15 protein-coding genes are annotated in these 16,727 nt (G+C 74.3%); all 15 read right to left on the bottom strand.

What is annotated here, in order from left to right; genetic code table 11:
• Window position 1 precedes the first annotated feature (1 nt).
• The 15 genes from panC to VGI02_RS15215 all read right to left on the bottom strand — a co-directional run bounded on the left by panC (window position 2) and on the right by VGI02_RS15215 (window position 16,640).
• Window positions 2-901: a pantoate--beta-alanine ligase gene (gene panC / locus VGI02_RS15285; RefSeq protein WP_331628289.1), complete on the bottom strand. Its 900-nt coding sequence runs from the start codon at window positions 899-901 to the stop codon at window positions 2-4.
• Between the two features lie 29 nt (window positions 902-930).
• Window positions 931-1,887 (bottom strand): Rossmann-like and DUF2520 domain-containing protein, encoded by a 957-nt coding sequence (locus VGI02_RS15280; protein ID WP_331628259.1) that lies wholly within the window; start codon window positions 1,885-1,887, stop codon window positions 931-933.
• Window positions 1,888-2,407: 520 nt separating this feature from the next.
• Window positions 2,408-3,844, bottom strand: a complete 1,437-nt coding sequence (locus tag VGI02_RS15275) for a PrsW family glutamic-type intramembrane protease (RefSeq protein WP_331628257.1) — start codon at window positions 3,842-3,844, stop codon at window positions 2,408-2,410.
• Between the two features lie 47 nt (window positions 3,845-3,891).
• Complete coding sequence (locus tag VGI02_RS15270) at window positions 3,892-4,575, bottom strand: DUF6779 domain-containing protein (RefSeq protein ID WP_331628254.1); 684 nt, start codon at window positions 4,573-4,575, stop codon at window positions 3,892-3,894.
• Window positions 4,576-4,702: 127 nt separating this feature from the next.
• Window positions 4,703-5,170 (bottom strand): DUF3180 domain-containing protein, encoded by a 468-nt coding sequence (locus VGI02_RS15265; protein ID WP_331628252.1) that lies wholly within the window; start codon window positions 5,168-5,170, stop codon window positions 4,703-4,705.
• Window positions 5,167-5,697, bottom strand: coding sequence for a 2-amino-4-hydroxy-6-hydroxymethyldihydropteridine diphosphokinase (gene folK / locus VGI02_RS15260; RefSeq protein ID WP_331628250.1), 531 nt, complete (start codon window positions 5,695-5,697; stop codon window positions 5,167-5,169). Before folK ends, VGI02_RS15265 begins: the two co-directional genes overlap by 4 nt.
• Window positions 5,694-6,083, bottom strand: coding sequence for a dihydroneopterin aldolase (gene folB / locus VGI02_RS15255; RefSeq protein ID WP_331628248.1), 390 nt, complete (start codon window positions 6,081-6,083; stop codon window positions 5,694-5,696). The genes folK and folB overlap by 4 nt, the downstream gene beginning before the upstream one ends.
• Window positions 6,080-6,979, bottom strand: coding sequence for a dihydropteroate synthase (gene folP / locus VGI02_RS15250; RefSeq protein WP_414638281.1), 900 nt, complete (start codon window positions 6,977-6,979; stop codon window positions 6,080-6,082). Before folP ends, folB begins: the two co-directional genes overlap by 4 nt.
• Window positions 6,980-6,981: 2 nt before the next feature.
• Window positions 6,982-7,563, bottom strand: coding sequence for a GTP cyclohydrolase I FolE (folE, locus tag VGI02_RS15245; RefSeq protein ID WP_331628285.1), 582 nt, complete (start codon window positions 7,561-7,563; stop codon window positions 6,982-6,984).
• A gap of 149 nt (window positions 7,564-7,712) precedes the next feature.
• Window positions 7,713-10,295 (bottom strand): ATP-dependent zinc metalloprotease FtsH, encoded by a 2,583-nt coding sequence (gene ftsH, locus VGI02_RS15240; RefSeq protein ID WP_331628247.1) that lies wholly within the window; start codon window positions 10,293-10,295, stop codon window positions 7,713-7,715.
• A 319-nt stretch (window positions 10,296-10,614) separates the two neighbouring features.
• Window positions 10,615-12,180 carry a helicase HerA-like domain-containing protein gene (locus VGI02_RS15235; protein ID WP_331628245.1) on the bottom strand — a complete coding sequence of 522 codons (1,566 nt, stop codon included), beginning with the start codon at window positions 12,178-12,180 and terminating at the stop codon, window positions 10,615-10,617.
• Window positions 12,181-12,228: 48 nt separating this feature from the next.
• Window positions 12,229-12,918 carry a hypothetical protein gene (locus tag VGI02_RS15230; protein WP_331628244.1) on the bottom strand — a complete coding sequence of 230 codons (690 nt, stop codon included), beginning with the start codon at window positions 12,916-12,918 and terminating at the stop codon, window positions 12,229-12,231.
• A 40-nt stretch (window positions 12,919-12,958) separates the two neighbouring features.
• The gene (locus tag VGI02_RS15225) at window positions 12,959-14,182 is read right to left on the bottom strand and encodes an ABC transporter permease (protein ID WP_331628243.1); all 1,224 of its coding nucleotides are present in this window, start codon (window positions 14,180-14,182) and stop codon (window positions 12,959-12,961) included.
• Complete coding sequence (locus VGI02_RS15220; protein ID WP_331628242.1) at window positions 14,179-14,895, bottom strand: ABC transporter ATP-binding protein; 717 nt, start codon at window positions 14,893-14,895, stop codon at window positions 14,179-14,181. Before VGI02_RS15220 ends, VGI02_RS15225 begins: the two co-directional genes overlap by 4 nt.
• Window positions 14,892-16,640 (bottom strand): efflux RND transporter periplasmic adaptor subunit, encoded by a 1,749-nt coding sequence (locus VGI02_RS15215; RefSeq protein WP_331628241.1) that lies wholly within the window; start codon window positions 16,638-16,640, stop codon window positions 14,892-14,894. The genes VGI02_RS15220 and VGI02_RS15215 overlap by 4 nt, the downstream gene beginning before the upstream one ends.
• Window positions 16,641-16,727 lie beyond the last annotated feature (87 nt).

The raw sequence follows: 16,727 nt of genomic DNA, 5'->3' as shown, positions 1-16,727 counted from the left end.
GTCATCCGGACAGCCCGGTCTCGCGGCGCACCACGGAGACCGCGGCGTTGTCGATCAGGCGGGTCTTCCCGGCGCGGGCGGCGATCAGTAGCCGCGCGGGGCCGATCTCAGGGGTCGGGCCGAGCTCGGGGTCACGCAGCTCGACGTACTCGACGTCGAGGGCCGCCTCCGCCTCGAGGACCCCGCGGGCGGCGGCCACCACGGCCGCCGGGCCCTGCTCCCCCGCGTACTGCCCCGCGGCCAGGGCCGCGGAGATCGCGATCGAGGCGCGACGGCCGACGTCGTCGAGATAGGCGTTGCGCGAGGACCGGGCCAGGCCGTCCTCCTCGCGCACGGTGGGGACCCCGACGATGTGCACGTCGATGTCCAGGTCGCGCACCATGCGGCGGATCAGCGTCAGCTGCTGGTAGTCCTTCTCGCCGAAGAACGCGACGTCCGGGGCGACGATGGCGAACAGCTTGTTCACCACGGTCAGCATCCCGGCGAAGTGCCCCGGGCGGACGGCGCCCTCGAGCTCGCCGCCGAGCGGGCCCGGGTCGATCGAGGTCGCGAAGCCCGGCGGGTACATCGTGTCGACGTCCGGGGCGAACACCAGCTCGACGCCCTCCTCGCGACACATCTCGACGTCGGCGTCGAACGCGCGCGGATACCGGTCGAAGTCCTCGGTCGGCCCGAACTGCCGCGGGTTGACGAAGAGCGACACGACGGTCGTCGACCCCGGGATCGACCGGGCGCGGCGCATCAGCTCGCGGTGACCCTCGTGCAGGGCGCCCATGGTCGGCACGAGCGTCACCCGGCGCCCGCTGCCGCGCAGCGCCTTGGTCACGCGGCGCAGGGAGTTCGGGTCGGAGTGGACGGTCAGGCCGTCCTTGTCGTAGCGGGGCTTGGCGCGCCCGGACATGTCGTGGGTGCGGAGGCTGGACGGGCGGGTCACGGCGTGTGCCTCTCGAGCGCGTCGGCGATGGTGGCGGAGTCCTCCGGCCCGATGAGGCCGCTGTCGCGGGCGCGCTCGGCGGTCCGGCGGGCGAGGGCCCGGTACAGCTCGGCCGACGCGGGCGCGCGCCGGTCGAGGTGGCGCAGGTGCGTCTCGACGGTGCCGACGTCGCCGCGCGCGACGGGGCCGGTCAGGGCGCGGTCCCCGTGGCGCAGGGCGTTGTCCAGCGCCGCGGACAGCAGCGGGGCGAGCACCCGCTCGGCCGGCTCGATCCCGGCGTTGGTCAGGATGTCGGCGGCCTCGCGGACCAGCGTGATCAGGTGGTTCGCGCCGTGGGCGAGCGCCGCGTGGTAGAGCGGGCGAAGCTCCTCGGGGACGCGGACCGGCTCGGCCCCGATCTCGACGACGAGCGCCTCACCGACCAGCCAGGCCGCCTCGGCGTCCTCGCTGCCGGTCTCCCCGGCCGTCACGCCGACGCACGCACCGGCGAGGCGGGTGACGTCCTCGGCCCGCCCGGTGATGGTCATCGCCGGGTGCAGCGCAATGGGCAGGATGTCGTGCTCGGCCGCCGGGGCGAGGACGCCGACGCCGTGCGAGCCGCAGGTGTGGACGAGGATCTGACCGGGACGCAGGCACCCGGACGCCGCGAGCCCGCGCACGAGGCCGGGCAGGACGTCGTCGGGGACGGCGAGCAGGGCGAGGTCGGCCTTCCGGACCACCTCGTCGGGCGGGAGGATCTCCGCGCCCGGCAGGAGCTCCTCGGCGCGCGCCCGCGAGGCCCGGGAGACGGCGGAGGCGGCGACGACCGTGTGGCCGGCACCCGCGAGCGCGGCGCCCATCACGGCGCCGACGCGGCCTGCGGACACCACGCCCACGTCGAGGCGGGCGGGTCGGGGCGCAGCCGTCACCGGCCCGGCGTCACTGCCGGAGGCGTTCACGCGGACATCCCTCATCACGGTCGTCGTTCCCGTCCCGCGCAGCGCGGGTACCGGACGATGCGACCGCGAGGGTAGACGCGCGATATCCCGGACACGGCGTCCAGGTGATCGGCTTCACCGCGCGCGGTGGGTGAGGCCCCCCGCGAGGGGCACGCCGCGCATCCTGAGGGCACTGCACGCATCCCGTGCGGCCCCGCGCCCTGCCCCGTGTGCTCCTGATCAACGTTCGATGGCGAGCCAGCGCGACCAAGCCCCACGAGGGGCACTCCACGCACCCCGCGCAGCCCCGTGCCCTGGCCCGTGTGCTCCTGATCAACGTTCGATGGCGAGCCAGCGCGGCCAAGCCCCACGAGGGGCACTCCACGCACCCCGCAGCCCCGTGCCCTGCCCCGCGTGCTCCTGATCAACGACGGGCGGCCGAGCCGCACGCCGGTAGACCGCCCCGAGGTGATCACCGGGACGGCAAGGTCGTCCGCGCGGGACCGACGGGACTGTGGTGTCCCGGTGATCATGGGCAGGCGCACCGGCTGGGCGCCTACCGGTCCTCGGGCCGGCCGTGGCGAGGGCCCGCGCCCGGCTGCGCTCCGCCGGACGGCTGCTGGCCCGGGTACTGCGGCTGCCCGGGGTACGGCTGACCCGGGTACTGCTGCTGCCCGGGGTACGGCTGACCCGGGTGGGGCGTCGGACCGGGCACGTACCCCGGCGGCGGGCCGGGCTGTTGCGGCATGGGACCGGACGGCGGCCCGGGCGAGTAGCCGGGCGGCGGGCCGGGGCGCTGCGGCATCGGCCCCGACGGCAGGTACGGCCCGCTCGGCCCGGCGGGCCCACCCGGCTGCTGCGGCACCCCGGGCGCGGTGACCGCGGCGAGCCGGGTGCGGCGCACGTTCTCGAGCAGTTCGTCGTGCCACTCGGGCTTCGGGGGGATGGCCCCCCGATCGGCCCGGGCGCGCAGGAACGCCAGCTCCGAGACCGCGTGCTGGTACTGCACGACGGCCTCCGAGGCGGGCTTGCCCGCGGTGCGCCGCACGGCGGAGCGCCAGCGTCTGCGGCCCGCCATGCTCCCGAGCAGCGGCACCTCGCTCTCGGCGATCCAGCCCGCCGCGGCGAACCCGGGCATCTGCGTCGCCAGGACGTCCCGCTCCCGGCGTCGCTGCCACAGCACCAGGCCGAGGATCGCGACGAACATCGGCAGCATGATCAGGATGTAGACGCCGAAGAAGCCCGGCCCGAGCTGGGTGGCGGAGTTCCACAGCGCGTGCAGGATCACCGCGAGCACGTAGCCCAGCAGGATCGACACGGCGCCGACGGCCCGGTTGCGCGTGGTCGCCGCGATGCCGACCCCGATACCCGTCATCGACGTGAAGAGCGGGTGGGCGAACGGCGAGAGCAGTCCGCGCAGGATGAAGGTCGCGACGATGCCCGCGGTGGGCGTCGCGCCCGCCTCGGTGAAGGCCCGCCCGAAGTAGATGATGTTCTCGGTGAACGCGAAGCCCGCGCCGACGAAACCCGCGTAGACGATCCCGTCGACGATCCCGTCGAACTCGCGCCGCCGCAGCAGCAGGAGCCCGACGAGGAACGCGCCCTTGACGAACTCCTCGACCAGCGGTGCGGAGATGACGGCGCCGACCACGTCGCCCTGTCCCTGCCCCAGCAGCAGTTCGGCGGCGATCACCGCGCTCGAGTTGATGACGAGCGCGACGAGGGCGGCGATGCCCGCGCCCCAGAGGAACGCGGTGAGCAGCAGGCGCGGCGGTTCGGGCTCCCAGCGGTCAATCCAGGCGAACGCGAGCAGGACCGGCCCGACGGGCAGCAGTGCGCAGATGGCGCCGACGATGACGCCGGCCGAGCCGATCTCGGTGCTCGCGAGCCCGACCGCCGCGAGCGCACACACCCCCAGCACGATGAGCCCGAGGAGGGGCCAGACGAGCGTGCGCCGTTGCTCGGGCGCAAGCCGTACCGGGGTGGCGATCACCCTGCCGCAGGGTAGTGGCGCGGCAGTCGGCGCACCGCGTGGGGACGTCAGCGCCTGCGGCGGCGGCCTTCGGCGGAGTGCGCGGCGAGGAGCTCGGCAACGGTGCGCCCGTCGGTCGCCGGGCGGGACGGGGGCGGCGTGGCGGGCGCCCGCGGGGCGGGGTCGGGCTCGCGTCGCAGGTCAGGCCCGGTCGGCGGTCCGGGTACCTCACGGGCGCGGCGCGGACTGATCGAGGTGACCGGGCGCGGCGGGCCGGGCATGGCCGGGGGCGGGCCGGGCGGAGGGGTCGGGGGCGGGCCGCCCGAACCGGCCACGGCCTGCAGCGCGGGGCGGACCGCGTGGGTCTCGGCCTGCTCCAGGTGTGACCGGAGTCGCTCCAGCTCGGCGCGCAGCCCGGCGATCTCCTGGCCCGCCTCGGCGGCGACCTCGCGACGCACGGAGCGTTCCACGGTGAGCTCGTGCTCGCGGCGCGCATCGACCTCGGCGGCCAGCTCGAGCTCGTAGGTGCGACGCAGGGACTCCTCGCGCGCGGCGGCGTCCTGGGCGCTCCCCGAGGCGCTGCGGCGGGCCAGCGCCGCGACCGCGAGCAGCGTGGCCCACAGCCCGGCGACGATCCCGAGGCGCAGCATCCGCCCGTCCTCGCTCACGACCACGACGACGGCCGCGACCACCGCGAAGAGTCCGGTCAGGGCCAGCAGGAACCGGACGACCGGGTCACCGGTCCGTCCCACGCCGCCGCTCGGTGCCGGGCGGACCCCTCCGCGTCGGGGTCCTCGGTCTCGGCCGGCGGCACCCTCGTCGGATGCCATGTCGCGCAGCGTACCCAGGGCGATTGTCCGATTACGCCCAGGTGGGCGATCAGCGGTCCGGGGTGGGCGGGGCGTCCTGGTCGTCCGGGGTGCGACAGCACCATTCGAGGCCCAGGGCCGCGGCCACGAGAACCGCCGAGCCGACGATCCCGATCACCGCGGCGACGGAGTCCGACGCCGCCGCGGCGACCTCGGCGCGCCGGGGCAGCACGTACGTGAGCACCCCGACCCACGCGCCGCCGACGAGGGCCCCGGCGAGCGCGGAGGCCTTCGCCAGCGCGACGGCCCGCGCCGCGGCCAGCGCGTCGACCGGGCGGGCGCGGGGCCGACGGCGGATGCGGCGGTAGAGCACCACCGCGACCCCCGCCTCGACCAGCCCCAGCACGAGGAAGGTGAGCCCGGCCGGGGCGGGCAGCGGCGGCAGGGAGCCGTAGAACAGCCCGAGGAGGAGGTTGACCGCGAGTCCTGCGGCCACCGCGACCACGAGCAGGAGCGACGGGCTGGTCCGGGTCGTCACTGGTCGGGCTCCCCTGGGCTCCGTGTCCCGCCGGATCGCACCACGCCGTCACGCTCGTCGGCCGGCAGCGCCGCGAGCAGCTCCGCGACCCGCCCGCGGCCCGGCACCGTGGTCTCCGACTCGATCTCGGCCCATGGCACCAGCACGAACGCGCGCTCGGACAGGCGGGGGTGCGGCAGCAGCAGGAGCGGGTCGTCGTTGATCATTCCCTCGCCCGCGTCCTCGACGGTGAGCACGTCGATGTCGAGGGTGCGGGGACCCCAGCGCACCGCCTCCGCCGAGCGGTCCCGGGCCCGGGACCGCTCGGCGCGCTGCGCACGGTCGAGCCAGTCGTACGGGCCCGCGTCGGGGTCGTCGACGGCGACGACGAGGTTGAGGAAGTCGTCCTGGGACACCCCGCCCCACGGCGCCGTCGCGTACGTCGACGACACCGCCGTCGTCCAGGGGGCGAGGGCGTCGAGCGCGTGGCGCAGGTGGGCCTCGCGGTCGCCGATGTTGGATCCCAGGGAGAGCACCGCGCGCGTCACCGGCGGCTCCGCGAGATGCGCACCGCCACGTCGTCGAACGGGCGGGCGATCGGGGCCTGCGGCTTGTGGAGCACGACCTCCACCCCCGCCACCCGCGGGTCGTCGAGCGCCACGCCGGCGACGTCGGCGGCGACCGCCTCGATGAGCGAGCGCGGCGGGCCCTCGACGACGGCCGCCGCGGCCTCGGCGATCGCCCCGTAGTCCACGGTGTCCGCCAGGTCGTCGCTGGCGCCGGCCGGAGCGAGGTCGATCCAGAGCACGAGGTCGAGCACGAAGTCCTGGCCGTCCCGGCGCTCGTGGGGGAACACGCCGTGATGGCCGCGCACCCGCAGCCCGCGCAGCTCGATCCGGTCGGCTGGGAGGGCGGGGGAAGGTGCCGCGCTCACGAGTCCGCCCGGGCCGCCCGGGAGGTGCCCCAGTGCCAGGCCGCCGCTACCGCCACCGCGTCCAGCGAGGCCGCGACGTCGTGCACCCGGACTCCCCAGGCGCCGGCGTTCGCGACGAGTGCGGTCACCGCCGCGCTGGCGTGCTCCCGCCCGTCCGGGCGTCGCGGCGTTCCCTCGTCGTCGGCGAGCAGCGCCCCGAGGAACCGCTTGCGCGACGCGCCGACCAGGACCGGGAAGCCGAGCGAGGTGAAGACGTCCAGCTTGCGCAGCAGCTGCCAGTTGTGGGCCGCGGTCTTGGCGAAACCGAGACCGGGGTCGAGCACCAGCAGCCCGGGGTCGACCCCGGCGAGCACCGCGCGGTCGACCTGCTCGACGAGCTCGGCCCGCACCTCGCCGACCACGTCCTCGTAGCTCGCCAGCTCCTGCATGCGCCGCGACGGGCCGCGCCAGTGCATGAGGACCCAGCCCACGCCCGCCTCCGAGACGACGCGCGCCATGTGCGGGTCGGCGAGCCCTCCGGACACGTCGTTGACCAGCTCGGCGCCCGCCTCGATCGCCGCCGCCGCGACGACGGCGCGCGTGGTGTCGACGCTGACCCGCACCCCGGCGGAGACGAGGTCGGAGACCACGGGCACGACCCGCGCGGTCTCGGTGGCGGCGTCCACCCGCGCCGCGCCGGGCCGGGTGGACTCCCCGCCCACGTCGACGTAGGTGGCGCCGCGCACGGACATCGCGACGCCGTGGGCCACCGCGTCGTCGCGGTCCAGCCAGCGGCCGCCGTCGGAGAACGAGTCGGGCGTGACGTTGAGGACGCCCATGACCAGGCAGTAGTTCGGGCGGGCCACCGGCCAGCCGGGCGGGGAGCCGGCTGCGGGCGGTTCGGGTGCGGGCGCCATGCTCAGCCGCCCCGGATGAGTCCGAGGGCCTCGGCGCGGGTGCTCGCGGACGACTTGAGGGTGCCGCGCACCGCGGAGGTCGTCGTGCGCGACCCGGGCTTGCGCACGCCCCGCGCCGACATGCACTGGTGCTCGGCGTCGATGACGACGATGACCCCGCGGGCCTCCAGCGTCCGGTCCAGCGCGTCGGCCACCTGTGTGGTGAGACGCTCCTGAACCTGCGGCCTGCGGGCGTAGAGGTCGACCAGCCGCGCGAGCTTGGACAGGCCCGTCACCCGGCCGTCGGGCCCGGGCAGGTACGCCACGTGGGCCAGCCCGTGGAAGGGCAGCAGGTGGTGCTCGCACATCGAGAACATCGGGATGTCCCGCACCAGGACCAGCTCGTCGTGGTCCTCGGAGAAGGTCCGTTGGAGCACCTCGTCGGGATCGGTGCGCAGCCCCGCGAACAGCTCCTCGTAGGCGCGCGCCACCCGCGCGGGGGTGTCCCGCAGACCCTCGCGGTCCGGGTCCTCCCCGATACCGATGAGGATCTCGCGGACCGCGGCCTCGACACGGGGCGCGTCGAACGGCGGGACCGAGCCCACGGCGGGGTCGTGCCCGTTGCTGCGGTCGGCCGTCGGCCGGACCGTGCCCTCGCTGGTCGTCACGTCTCCCTCACCCCGGTGCTCGCTGCAGGACGGGGCTGGACCTCCGGAGGGCGTAGGCCCTCCTGCAGGAGGGTGGCCGCCGTTGGTCAGCTCTCCGATCGGCCGTCAGGGCGACGACCGTCCGGATCACCGTACGGGTTCGGGGCGCCCTCGCCGGGTGAGCTGAACGACCCCCCGCCGGACGGATCGGCATCGGGAGCACTACGCCGTCCGGTGGAAGGAGTCCCGTCCTCCGGCGCCGCGTGCTGCCCTCCGGACGGGTTCCACCCGCCTGGCGCCGACCCGGTGCCGTGCTGGCCGTACGGACGCGTGTCCGGCTCCCTGGAGGTGCCGCGCGGGGAGGTCGCGGGGGTCCACCCGGGCGGGGCCCCGTAGTTCGGCGGACCCGACGACGGCGGCTGCGAGGAGCCGCCGGTGCGGTAGACGTCCGGGATCCCCCGGCCCGACGAGCCGCGACCCGAGGGGTCTCCACCGCCCTGCCGACCGTAGTCCGAGCCCGGCCCACCGACGTTCGGCGTCCCGACCGGCGGAGTGTTCGGGGCACCCCAGCCGTTCGACGCGCCGTTCTGCCCGGGGTTCTGACCCGCGCCGTTCTGGCCGGCCCCGTACTGGCCCGACCCGTTCTGACCCGACCCGTTCTGACCTGCGCCGTGGCCGTTGCTCCCGCCGCCGACGCGCGCCGGCTCGCGGCGCTCGTCCTCCGGCGGCCACGGCTCGCCGCGCTCGGTCGCGATCTCCCGCCGCGTCTTGATCGGCGGGCGGTCGGACGGGGTGCGCTCGCCGAAGTCGTTGAACGCGGTGATGCGGGGGCGCTTGGTCACCGAGGCGAACAGCCGCTCGAGGTCTTTGCGCTGCAGCGTCTCGTGCTCGATGAGCTCACCGGTCAGCGTGTCGAGCGCGTCGCGGTGCGCACTGAGGATCTCCCACGCCTCGGTGTGCGCCGCCTCGATGAGCTTGCGCACCTCCTCGTCGATCTCGTGGGCCACCTCGAGCGAGTAGTCCGACTGCTTCCCGGCGGTCCGGCCGAGGAAGGGCTCGCCGCCCTCCTGGCCGTACTTCACCGCGCCGAGCTTGGCGCTCATGCCGTACTCGGTGACCATCGCGCGGGCGATCTTCGTCGCCTGCTCGATGTCGGAGGACGCGCCGGTGGTCGGCTCGTGGAACACCAGCTCCTCGGCCGAGCGGCCGCCCATCGCGAACACGAGCCGCGCGATCATCTCGGAGCGCGTCATGAGCTCCTTGTCGTCCTCGGGGACGACGAGGGCGTGGCCCCCGGTACGGCCGCGCGGCAGGATCGTCACCTTGTAGACCGGCTCGATGTCCGGCATCGCCCAGGCGGCCAGTGCGTGGCCCGCCTCGTGGTAGGCGGCGACCTTCTTCTCCTGCTCGGAGATGATCCGGCTCTTGCGGGCCGGTCCGCCGATCACGCGGTCGACCGACTCCTCGAGGTTCGTGCCGGTGATCTGTTGCTGGTTCTGCCGGGCGGTCAGCAGCGCGGCCTCGTTCAGGACGTTCGCGAGGTCCGCGCCGGAGAACCCGACGGTGCGCTTGGCGAGGCCGTCCAGATCGGCGTCCGGGGCGAGCGGCTTGCCCTTCCCGTGCACCTCCAGGATCGCGCGCCGGCCGGCGAGGTCGGGAGCGGCGACCGGGATCTGGCGGTCGAAGCGGCCGGGGCGCAGCAGCGCCGGGTCGAGGATGTCGGGGCGGTTCGTCGCGGCGATCAGGATGATCCCGCCGCGCGCGTCGAACCCGTCCATTTCGACGAGGAGCTGGTTGAGCGTCTGCTCGCGCTCGTCGTGACCGCCGCCCATGCCCGCGCCGCGGTGACGGCCGACGGCGTCGATCTCGTCGACGAACACGATGCAGGGGGAGTTCTGCTTGGCCTGCTCGAACAGGTCGCGCACCCGGGAGGCGCCGACGCCGACGAACATCTCGACGAAGTCCGAGCCGGAGATCGTGTAGAAGGGCACCGACGCCTCGCCCGCCACCGCGCGGGCGAGGAGCGTCTTCCCGGTCCCGGGCGGCCCGTAGAGCAGGACGCCCTTCGGGATCTTCGCGCCGAGCGCCTGGTAGCGCGTCGGGTTCTGGAGGAAGTCCTTGATCTCGTAGAGCTCCTCGACGGCCTCGTTCGCGCCCGCGACGTCACCGAAGGTCGTCTTCGGCATGTCCTTGTTGAGCTGCTTGGCCTTCGACTTGCCGAACGAGAGGACGCGATTGCCGCCGCCCTGGGAGTTCATCAACCAGAACAGCATCACCAGCACGAGGGCCAGCGGGATCAGGTAGATCAGCATCTGGCCGAGCAGGGACTCCTGCGTCACCTGCGTGTCGAACCCGCCGCGTGCCGGGTTCTGCCGGAGCTCGGCGAAGATCTGGCCACCGGCGGCCGCCGGGTACTGCGCATAGATCTGGTTGGTGCGGACGGGCGCCCCACTGGTGCCGTCCGCGGGCGGCACGTCCACGGGGTTGACCAGCGTCATCCGGAGACGCTGTTCCTTGTCCTCGAGCGTGACGTCGGCGACGTTGCGCGCGTCGACCTGCGTGAGGGCCAGGGACGTGGACGCCTGCGTGTAGCCGCGGGTGTCGCTGAACAGCGACGACACGGCCAGGTAGACGACGAAGAGCACCACGATCCAGATCAAAGGATTGCGGAGCAGGCGCTTGCGGTCCATGCGGTGGCGGCCGGTGCGGCCTCGACCCTCCCCGGGTTGACTGCTGCCGTGTCGTCCCCCGGACGCGGCGTCGCGTCGCAGGCGCCGTCTCGACGACGGCGACCCCGCGGCGCCTGCCCGTCCGGGCTGCGTTCCAGGGAAGCCCTGATCTGCTCAATGTACCCCGGAGCACCGACAGCCGGACGCCCGCGGCGGTCGCTCGGCGTGACCGCGGTGTCCGCCGGGCGCGAACGCCGCGCGGGGCGCGGTGATCGACGACGGTTCCCGGACGTCCAGTGCCCGTCACGGGTCGTTCCTGGCACCGGGGTGGTCGCCCACCTCAGCGCCGTCGTGCCGTCCCGAAGAGTCCGCGGCTGATCTCCCGGCCCGCGGCACTCGCGGCCGAGCGCAGGAAGGACTTGAACACCGGGTTGGCCATCGCCTTCTCGACGAAGCCGGGTCCCTCGTCCTCCGCGGGCGGCGGGGCCTGGGGCGGTGCCGCCTGCGGCGGCTGGTCCTCGGGCACCGGCTCGGCAGGCGGGGTCTGTGGCGCCGCGGTGGCCCCGGTGCGGGCGGAGAGCCGCTCGTAGGCCGACTCCCGGTCGATCGTCTCGCCGTAACGGGGCCAGAGCGGCGACGCCTTCGCCGCCTCGGTCACCGCGGGCTCGCCGATCGCGGCCATGAGCGAGCGCGGGGCCCGCAGCCGCGTCCAGGCGACCGGGGTCGGTGCGCCCCGCTCCGAGAGCACGGTGACGATGGCCTCGCCGATCCCCAGCGAGGTCAGCGCCGACTCGATGTCGTACACCGTGGACTTCGGGTAGGTCCGCGCCGTGCGCGTCAGCGCCTTCTGGTCGTCGGGGGTGAAGGCGCGCAACGCGTGCTGCACCCGGGCGCCGAGCTGGGAGAGGACGTCGTTGGGGATGTCGGTGGGCAGCTGCGTGCAGAAGAAGACCCCGACGCCCTTCGAGCGGATGAGCTTGACCGTCTGCTCGATGCGGTCCAGGAACGCCTTCGACGCGTCGGCGAAGAGCAGGTGCGCCTCGTCGAAGAAGAAGACCAGCTTGGGCTTGTCGATGTCGCCCGCTTCGGGGAGCTCCTCGAAGAGCTCCGCGAGCAGCCACATGAGGAAGGTGGAGAAGAGCGTCGGGTCCGCCTGCTGGTCGGCCAGCTCCATCAGGGAGACGAGACCCTGGCCGTCCTCGACGGCCAGGAGATCCTTCGGGTCGAACTCCGGCTCGCCGAAGAACTGGTCGCCGCCGCGGGCCTCGAGGTTCACCAGGGCCCGCAGGATCACCCCCGCCGTCGCGGCCGAGACCCCGCCGATCCCCTTGAGCTCGGCCTTGCCCTCGTCGGAGAGCAGGTGCTGGATGACCGCGCGCAGGTCCTTGGTGTCCAGCAGCGCGAGGCCCTGCTGGTCGGCCCAGTAGAAGATCAGCCCGAGCGTGGACTCCTGGGTGGCGTTGAGACCTAGCACCTTCGACAGCAGGATCGGGCCGAACGCGGTGATCGTCGCGCGGACGGGGACGCCGATCCCCTGCGCGCCGAGCGAGAGGAACCGGACCGGGAACGCCGTCGGCGCCCAGTCGTCGCCGGTCTCCTGCGCGCGCTTGCTGGTGCGGTCGCTGGTCTCTCCGGCGCGGGCGAGCCCGGACAGGTCGCCCTTGACGTCGGCGAGCAGGACCGGCACCCCGGCCGCCGAGCACTGCTCGGCGAGGTTCTGGAGCGTCTTCGTCTTGCCCGTGCCCGTCGCGCCCGCGACGAGCCCGTGGCGGTTGAGGGTGGCGAAGGGGATGCGGACGCGGGCGGACGCGTCGGCGGTCTGGTCCACCACGACCGCGCCCAGCTCGAGAGCAGCCCCGTCCGTGGCGTACCCGGCGGCGATCTCGCTGGCGGCGTTCCCGGTCACGAGCGGGAGACTAGCCCCTCGCGCGCGACCGGTCGCCGTTCTCGCTCCCTACCGCGCCGGCAGATCCACCCGCGTCGCGATGGTCTGCCCGCGCTGGTCCCGCTCGCCGGTGACCGTGACCTGGGCCCCGACGCGCAGCGCGCCGTTCCCGGTGGCCGAAGGTGTCGCCACCACCGTTCCCGGCGTCGTCTGGAGCGGGGTCAGCGTGCCGTCGGCAGCTCGCACCGTGACCACCGGCGAGCCGCCCGGCGGGGTGTCGACGGCCTCGATCACGCCGAGGGTCGGCGCCACCGAGCCCGGCCCGGTCGCCGGCGCGGTGGCCCGCCCGATCAGCAGGCCGGCGGCGAGGAACACGACGGCACCGAGGACCAGCAGCAGGATCCTCGTCGAGCGCGCCATCCCGGGGCGGTTGAGGCGTTCGCGGACCTGGGTGTCGTCCATGGGCCGGTCGAGGACCTCGGCCGAGCTCGGGGGCGGGGTCGCATACGCGGCGGTGGTGGTGGGCGCGTCGTCCCACCCCCGCGCCGGCCCGCCACCCGAGCCTGCGGTCTGCGGTCCGAAGGCCGGCTGCGGGCGGGGCAGGTGGATCGGGCCGGTCTCCGACCCGTCGGAGTCGTCGTGGGAGCCCGAGCCGCCGTCCGCGACCGTCCGCCGGTCGTCGGCCGCCGCGGGCGTCGTCCCCGTCGTCCCCGTCGTCCCCGTCGGTTCCTCGGGGCTCGACTCGTTCTCCTGCGCCATCCCGGCTCCTCCCTGACGTCCTGTGGCAGTGCCCGCGCCGTCACTCACGTCGCAGGGCCTCGATCGGGCGCAGGCGCGCCGCGCGCCGCGCCGGGTAGCCGCCGAAGAACACCCCGATGGCGATGGACACGACGACGGCGGCGATGACCGCCCCGGGCACGACGACCGCGCGGAAGCCGCCGGGGAGCGGGATCAGCGTGCCCCCGATCCCGATCGCCACCCCGATCACCCCCGCGAGCGCCGAGAGGATCACGGCCTCGACGAGGAACTGGCCGAGGATGGCCGACGGTGGAGCTCCGAGGGCCTTGCGGATACCGATCTCGCGTGTCCGCTCGGTGACCGACACGAGCATGATGTTGGTGATCCCGATCCCGCCGACCAGCAGCGAGATTCCCGCGATGCCCGCGAGCAGCAGGGAGAACGCCCCGAGGGTCGAGTTGAGGACCTGGGCGATCTGCGCGGAACTGATCAGCTGGTAGTCCCGGTCGTTCGGGTTGGTGATGCCGTGGCGCCGGTCGAGGATCGAGTAGACCTCGGACTCCGCCGCGCTCTGGGTGTCCGTCGAGGTCGAACCGACGAGGATCTGGTCGAGGTTCCCGAACCCCGTGAGCGTGCTCTGGACCGTCGTCAGCGGGGCCAGGATGTTCTCGTCCGGGTTCGACAGGCCACCGCCCTGCCCCTTGTACTTGAGGATGCCGATCACCTGGAAGGGCGCCCCGTTCAGGTTGATCGTCTGACCGGTCGGGACCGATCCGACGCCGAAGACGTCGTCGGCCACGGTGCGCCCGATCACCGCGACCGGCCGGGCCTCGTCGACGTCGCGCTGGTCGTAGGCCCGGCCCACGTCGACGACGGAGTTCGAGCCGGGGAAGTAGGCCGTGGAGCTCCCGATGACGGTGTTGCTCCCGGAGTTCCGGCCGGACGCGGCCGTCGCCGTGGTCTGCACGACCGGCGCGACGTAGGAGACGTCGGGAGCACCCTGCGGGTCGGAGAGCGCGGCGGCGTCGGCCGAGGTCAGGGGCCGGGAGGCGGAGCCCGCCGTGGACCCCGCGGACTCCCCGGCCGAGCGCGCGAACACCGTGATGCTGTTCGCCCCCAGGCCCGAGATCTGGCTCTGGATGAACTGCGCGGCCCCGTTACCCAGGGCGGTGAGCAGGATGACCGCGGCGATCCCGATGATGATGCCGAGCATCGTCAGCAGCGACCGCAACCGGTTGGCCAGCAGCGCCCGGACGGCGAAGCGGACGATCTCGATGCTGCTCACGGTCGCGCGCCGGCCTGCTCGGTGAGGCGGCCGTCGGTGACCGTCACGGTCCGGTCCGCCCGCTCCGCCACCTCGTGGTCGTGGGTGATGAGGACGATCGTGCGCCCGGCGGCGTGCAGGCCGTCGAAGAGTCCGAGCACGTCCTCGGTGCTCGCGGAGTCCAGGTTGCCGGTCGGTTCGTCGGCCAGGAGCAGGGCGGGCCCGGTCACGAGGGCGCGCGCCACCGCGACGCGCTGCTGTTGGCCGCCGGAGAGCTCGTTGGGACGGTGGTCGTTGCGGCCCGAGAGTCCGACGAGGTCCAGCGCGGCGCTCGTCCGCTGCCGGCGGAGCCGGCGCGAGATCCCGGCGTAGACCATCGGCAGCTCGACGTTGGTGAACGCCGTCGTCCGCGGGATGAGGTTGAACGACTGGAAGATGAAGCCGATCTGCCGATTCCGCAGGACCGACTGCTGCCTCTCGTCGAGGTCGGCCACGTCGAGGCCGTCCAGCAGGTAGCGGCCCGACGTCGGGACGTCGAGGCACCCGAGGATGTTGAGCAGCGTCGACTTGCCCGACCCGGACTGTCCCACCACGGCCACGTACTCGCCCCGGCGGACGACGAGGTCGACGTCCCGCAGCGCGTGCACCGCGGTGTCGCCCTCGCCGTACACCTTCGACATCCGACGGACGTCGAGGACCGGCACGTCCTGCTGGTCGCCGGCCGGTCCCGTCATCGCCCGGAGCCGCCGCCGGCCCCGCCTCCACCGCCACCGGCGCCGCCGCCGCGACCGCCGCCGCTGGGGAGCGGCGCGGGCGCCGACGTGGGCAGCACGACGAGGTCGCCCACCGAGAGTCCCGTGGTCACCTGGGTGACGGTGTCCGAGCTCAGGCCGGTGCCGATCGTCCGCGGAGCCGTGGTCCCGTCGGGCTGGAGGACCTGCACCGTCCCCTGCCCGGAGTCGGGGCCACCGACCGGCGTGACCGCCACCGAGGGCAGGAAGGTCACGTCGTTGGCCTGCCGAGTCGTGATCGACACGCTCGCCGACATCCCCGGGCGCAGCCCCGGCGGCGGGCCCGCCATCAGGACCGCGGTCCCGTACTGGATGGTCGACTGCGAACCCGGCAGCAGGTTCACCGAGGTGACGGAGCCTGGGATCTTCTGCCCCGGCACCGCGTTGACCGACACCGCCACCGGCTGCCCGTTCGTGACCTTGGCGACGTCGAGCTCGGGCACCTGCGCGAGCACCTGCATCGCGGCGAGGTTGGCGATCGTCATCACCGCGGGGGCGCTCGGCGCGGCCGTGACCCCCGAGGTGCCACTGGCCGCGCCGCCCGACGAGGACCCGCTCGATGCGCCGGCCCCGCTGCTTCCCGCGGAACCGGAGCTCCCCGTCGTCGCCGACTGACCCGACCCGGCGCCGCTGGAGATCGCCGAACCGTCCGGGAGCCGCCCACCGGCCGGGTTCCCGGTCGCGGTCGAGCTCAGGACGATGCCCTGCGGTCCGGCGATCTGGCCGACGATCCCGTCGAGGCTCACGACGGTGCCGTCCTCGGGCGCCACGAGATCGAGGTTCTCCGTGGCCTGCTTCGCCTGGATCTGGGCGGCCTTGTCCTGGTCGAGCTTCGCCCGGGCGTTCCGGACGGCCGCCTCGCCCGGGTCCTCCGAGGTCTGCGCCGTCGATCCCGACGACGAGCCGGCGCTGCTCCCCGTGCCGGTGGTTCCGGTGCCGGTGGTTCCGGTGCCGGTCGTTCCGGTGCCGCCACTCGGGCTGGGCGTCGGCGTCGTGCCCTCCTCGCTCACCGGCCCGGTGGCCTCCACGCCATGTCCGGGCGTCGAGAACCAGTCGCCGAAGAGCCCGTGGTGCCGCGGCGGTGCGGGCGGCGGAGGCGGCGGGGGCGCGGGGGCCGGTGGCGGCGCCGGGGCCGGGGCCGGGGCGCGTGCGGCTGCTCCGGGCGCAGCTGCCGCGGGAGCTGCTGCGCCGGGCGCGGCTGCCGTGCCCGGGGCCGCAGCGGTGCCCCCGGCCGCGCCGGTCGTGCTCGTCGAGGACTGCTGCGAAGACTGCTGTGACGACGACTGCGAGGACTGCGGGTGGTCCTTCTGGTACTCGGCGTCGTCGAGCGACTGCTCGTCCGCCGAGACCTGGGCGTTGGCGGCCTTGAGGTTGGCGGCGGCGTACTCGTTGTCGAGCCGCGCGACCGTCTGCCCCTTCGTCACGTGGTCGCCGAGGCGGACGCGCACCTCGGCGATCTTCCCGCTCGACCCGAAGTTCAGCGTGGCGCTGGCCGCGGTGGTGACACTGCCGGCGGCGGTCACCGTCTCGGCCACGGTCCCCCGCCCGACCGGCGTCGTCCGCAGCGCCGTGTCCGTGCTCGACGAGGTCTTCGTCAGGCCGTACACGGTGCCGCCTGCGGCGAGCAGCAGAACGAGCACGATGGCGCCGTTCACGATCCAGAGTCGGCGTGACCGACCAGCCGTCATGCGCCGCAGACTAGGACCACGTGGATCAGCGGATGCGCCGGGGGGGTGATGAACCGGAAGCCGACTCCCGACTGTGTGAGGTCCAGG

It is taken from the genome of Actinomycetospora sp., from assembly GCF_036497245.1.
Classification (GTDB): domain Bacteria; phylum Actinomycetota; class Actinomycetes; order Mycobacteriales; family Pseudonocardiaceae; genus Actinomycetospora.
This window is presented reverse-complemented; position numbering and strand designations above follow the sequence as displayed.

Coding starts and splice junctions, on each gene's coding strand:
- panC (WP_331628289.1), bottom strand. CDS start 901: ATGTCCGGGCGCGCCAAGCCCCGCTACGACAAGGACGGCCTGACCGTC.
- VGI02_RS15280 (WP_331628259.1), bottom strand. CDS start 1,887: ATGAGGGATGTCCGCGTGAACGCCTCCGGCAGTGACGCCGGGCCGGTG.
- folP (WP_414638281.1), bottom strand. CDS start 6,979: ATGGCGCCCGCACCCGAACCGCCCGCAGCCGGCTCCCCGCCCGGCTGG.
- ftsH (WP_331628247.1), bottom strand. CDS start 10,295: ATGGACCGCAAGCGCCTGCTCCGCAATCCTTTGATCTGGATCGTGGTG.
- VGI02_RS15230 (WP_331628244.1), bottom strand. CDS start 12,918: ATGGCGCAGGAGAACGAGTCGAGCCCCGAGGAACCGACGGGGACGACG.
- VGI02_RS15220 (WP_331628242.1), bottom strand. CDS start 14,895: ATGACGGGACCGGCCGGCGACCAGCAGGACGTGCCGGTCCTCGACGTC.
- VGI02_RS15215 (WP_331628241.1), bottom strand. CDS start 16,640: ATGACGGCTGGTCGGTCACGCCGACTCTGGATCGTGAACGGCGCCATC.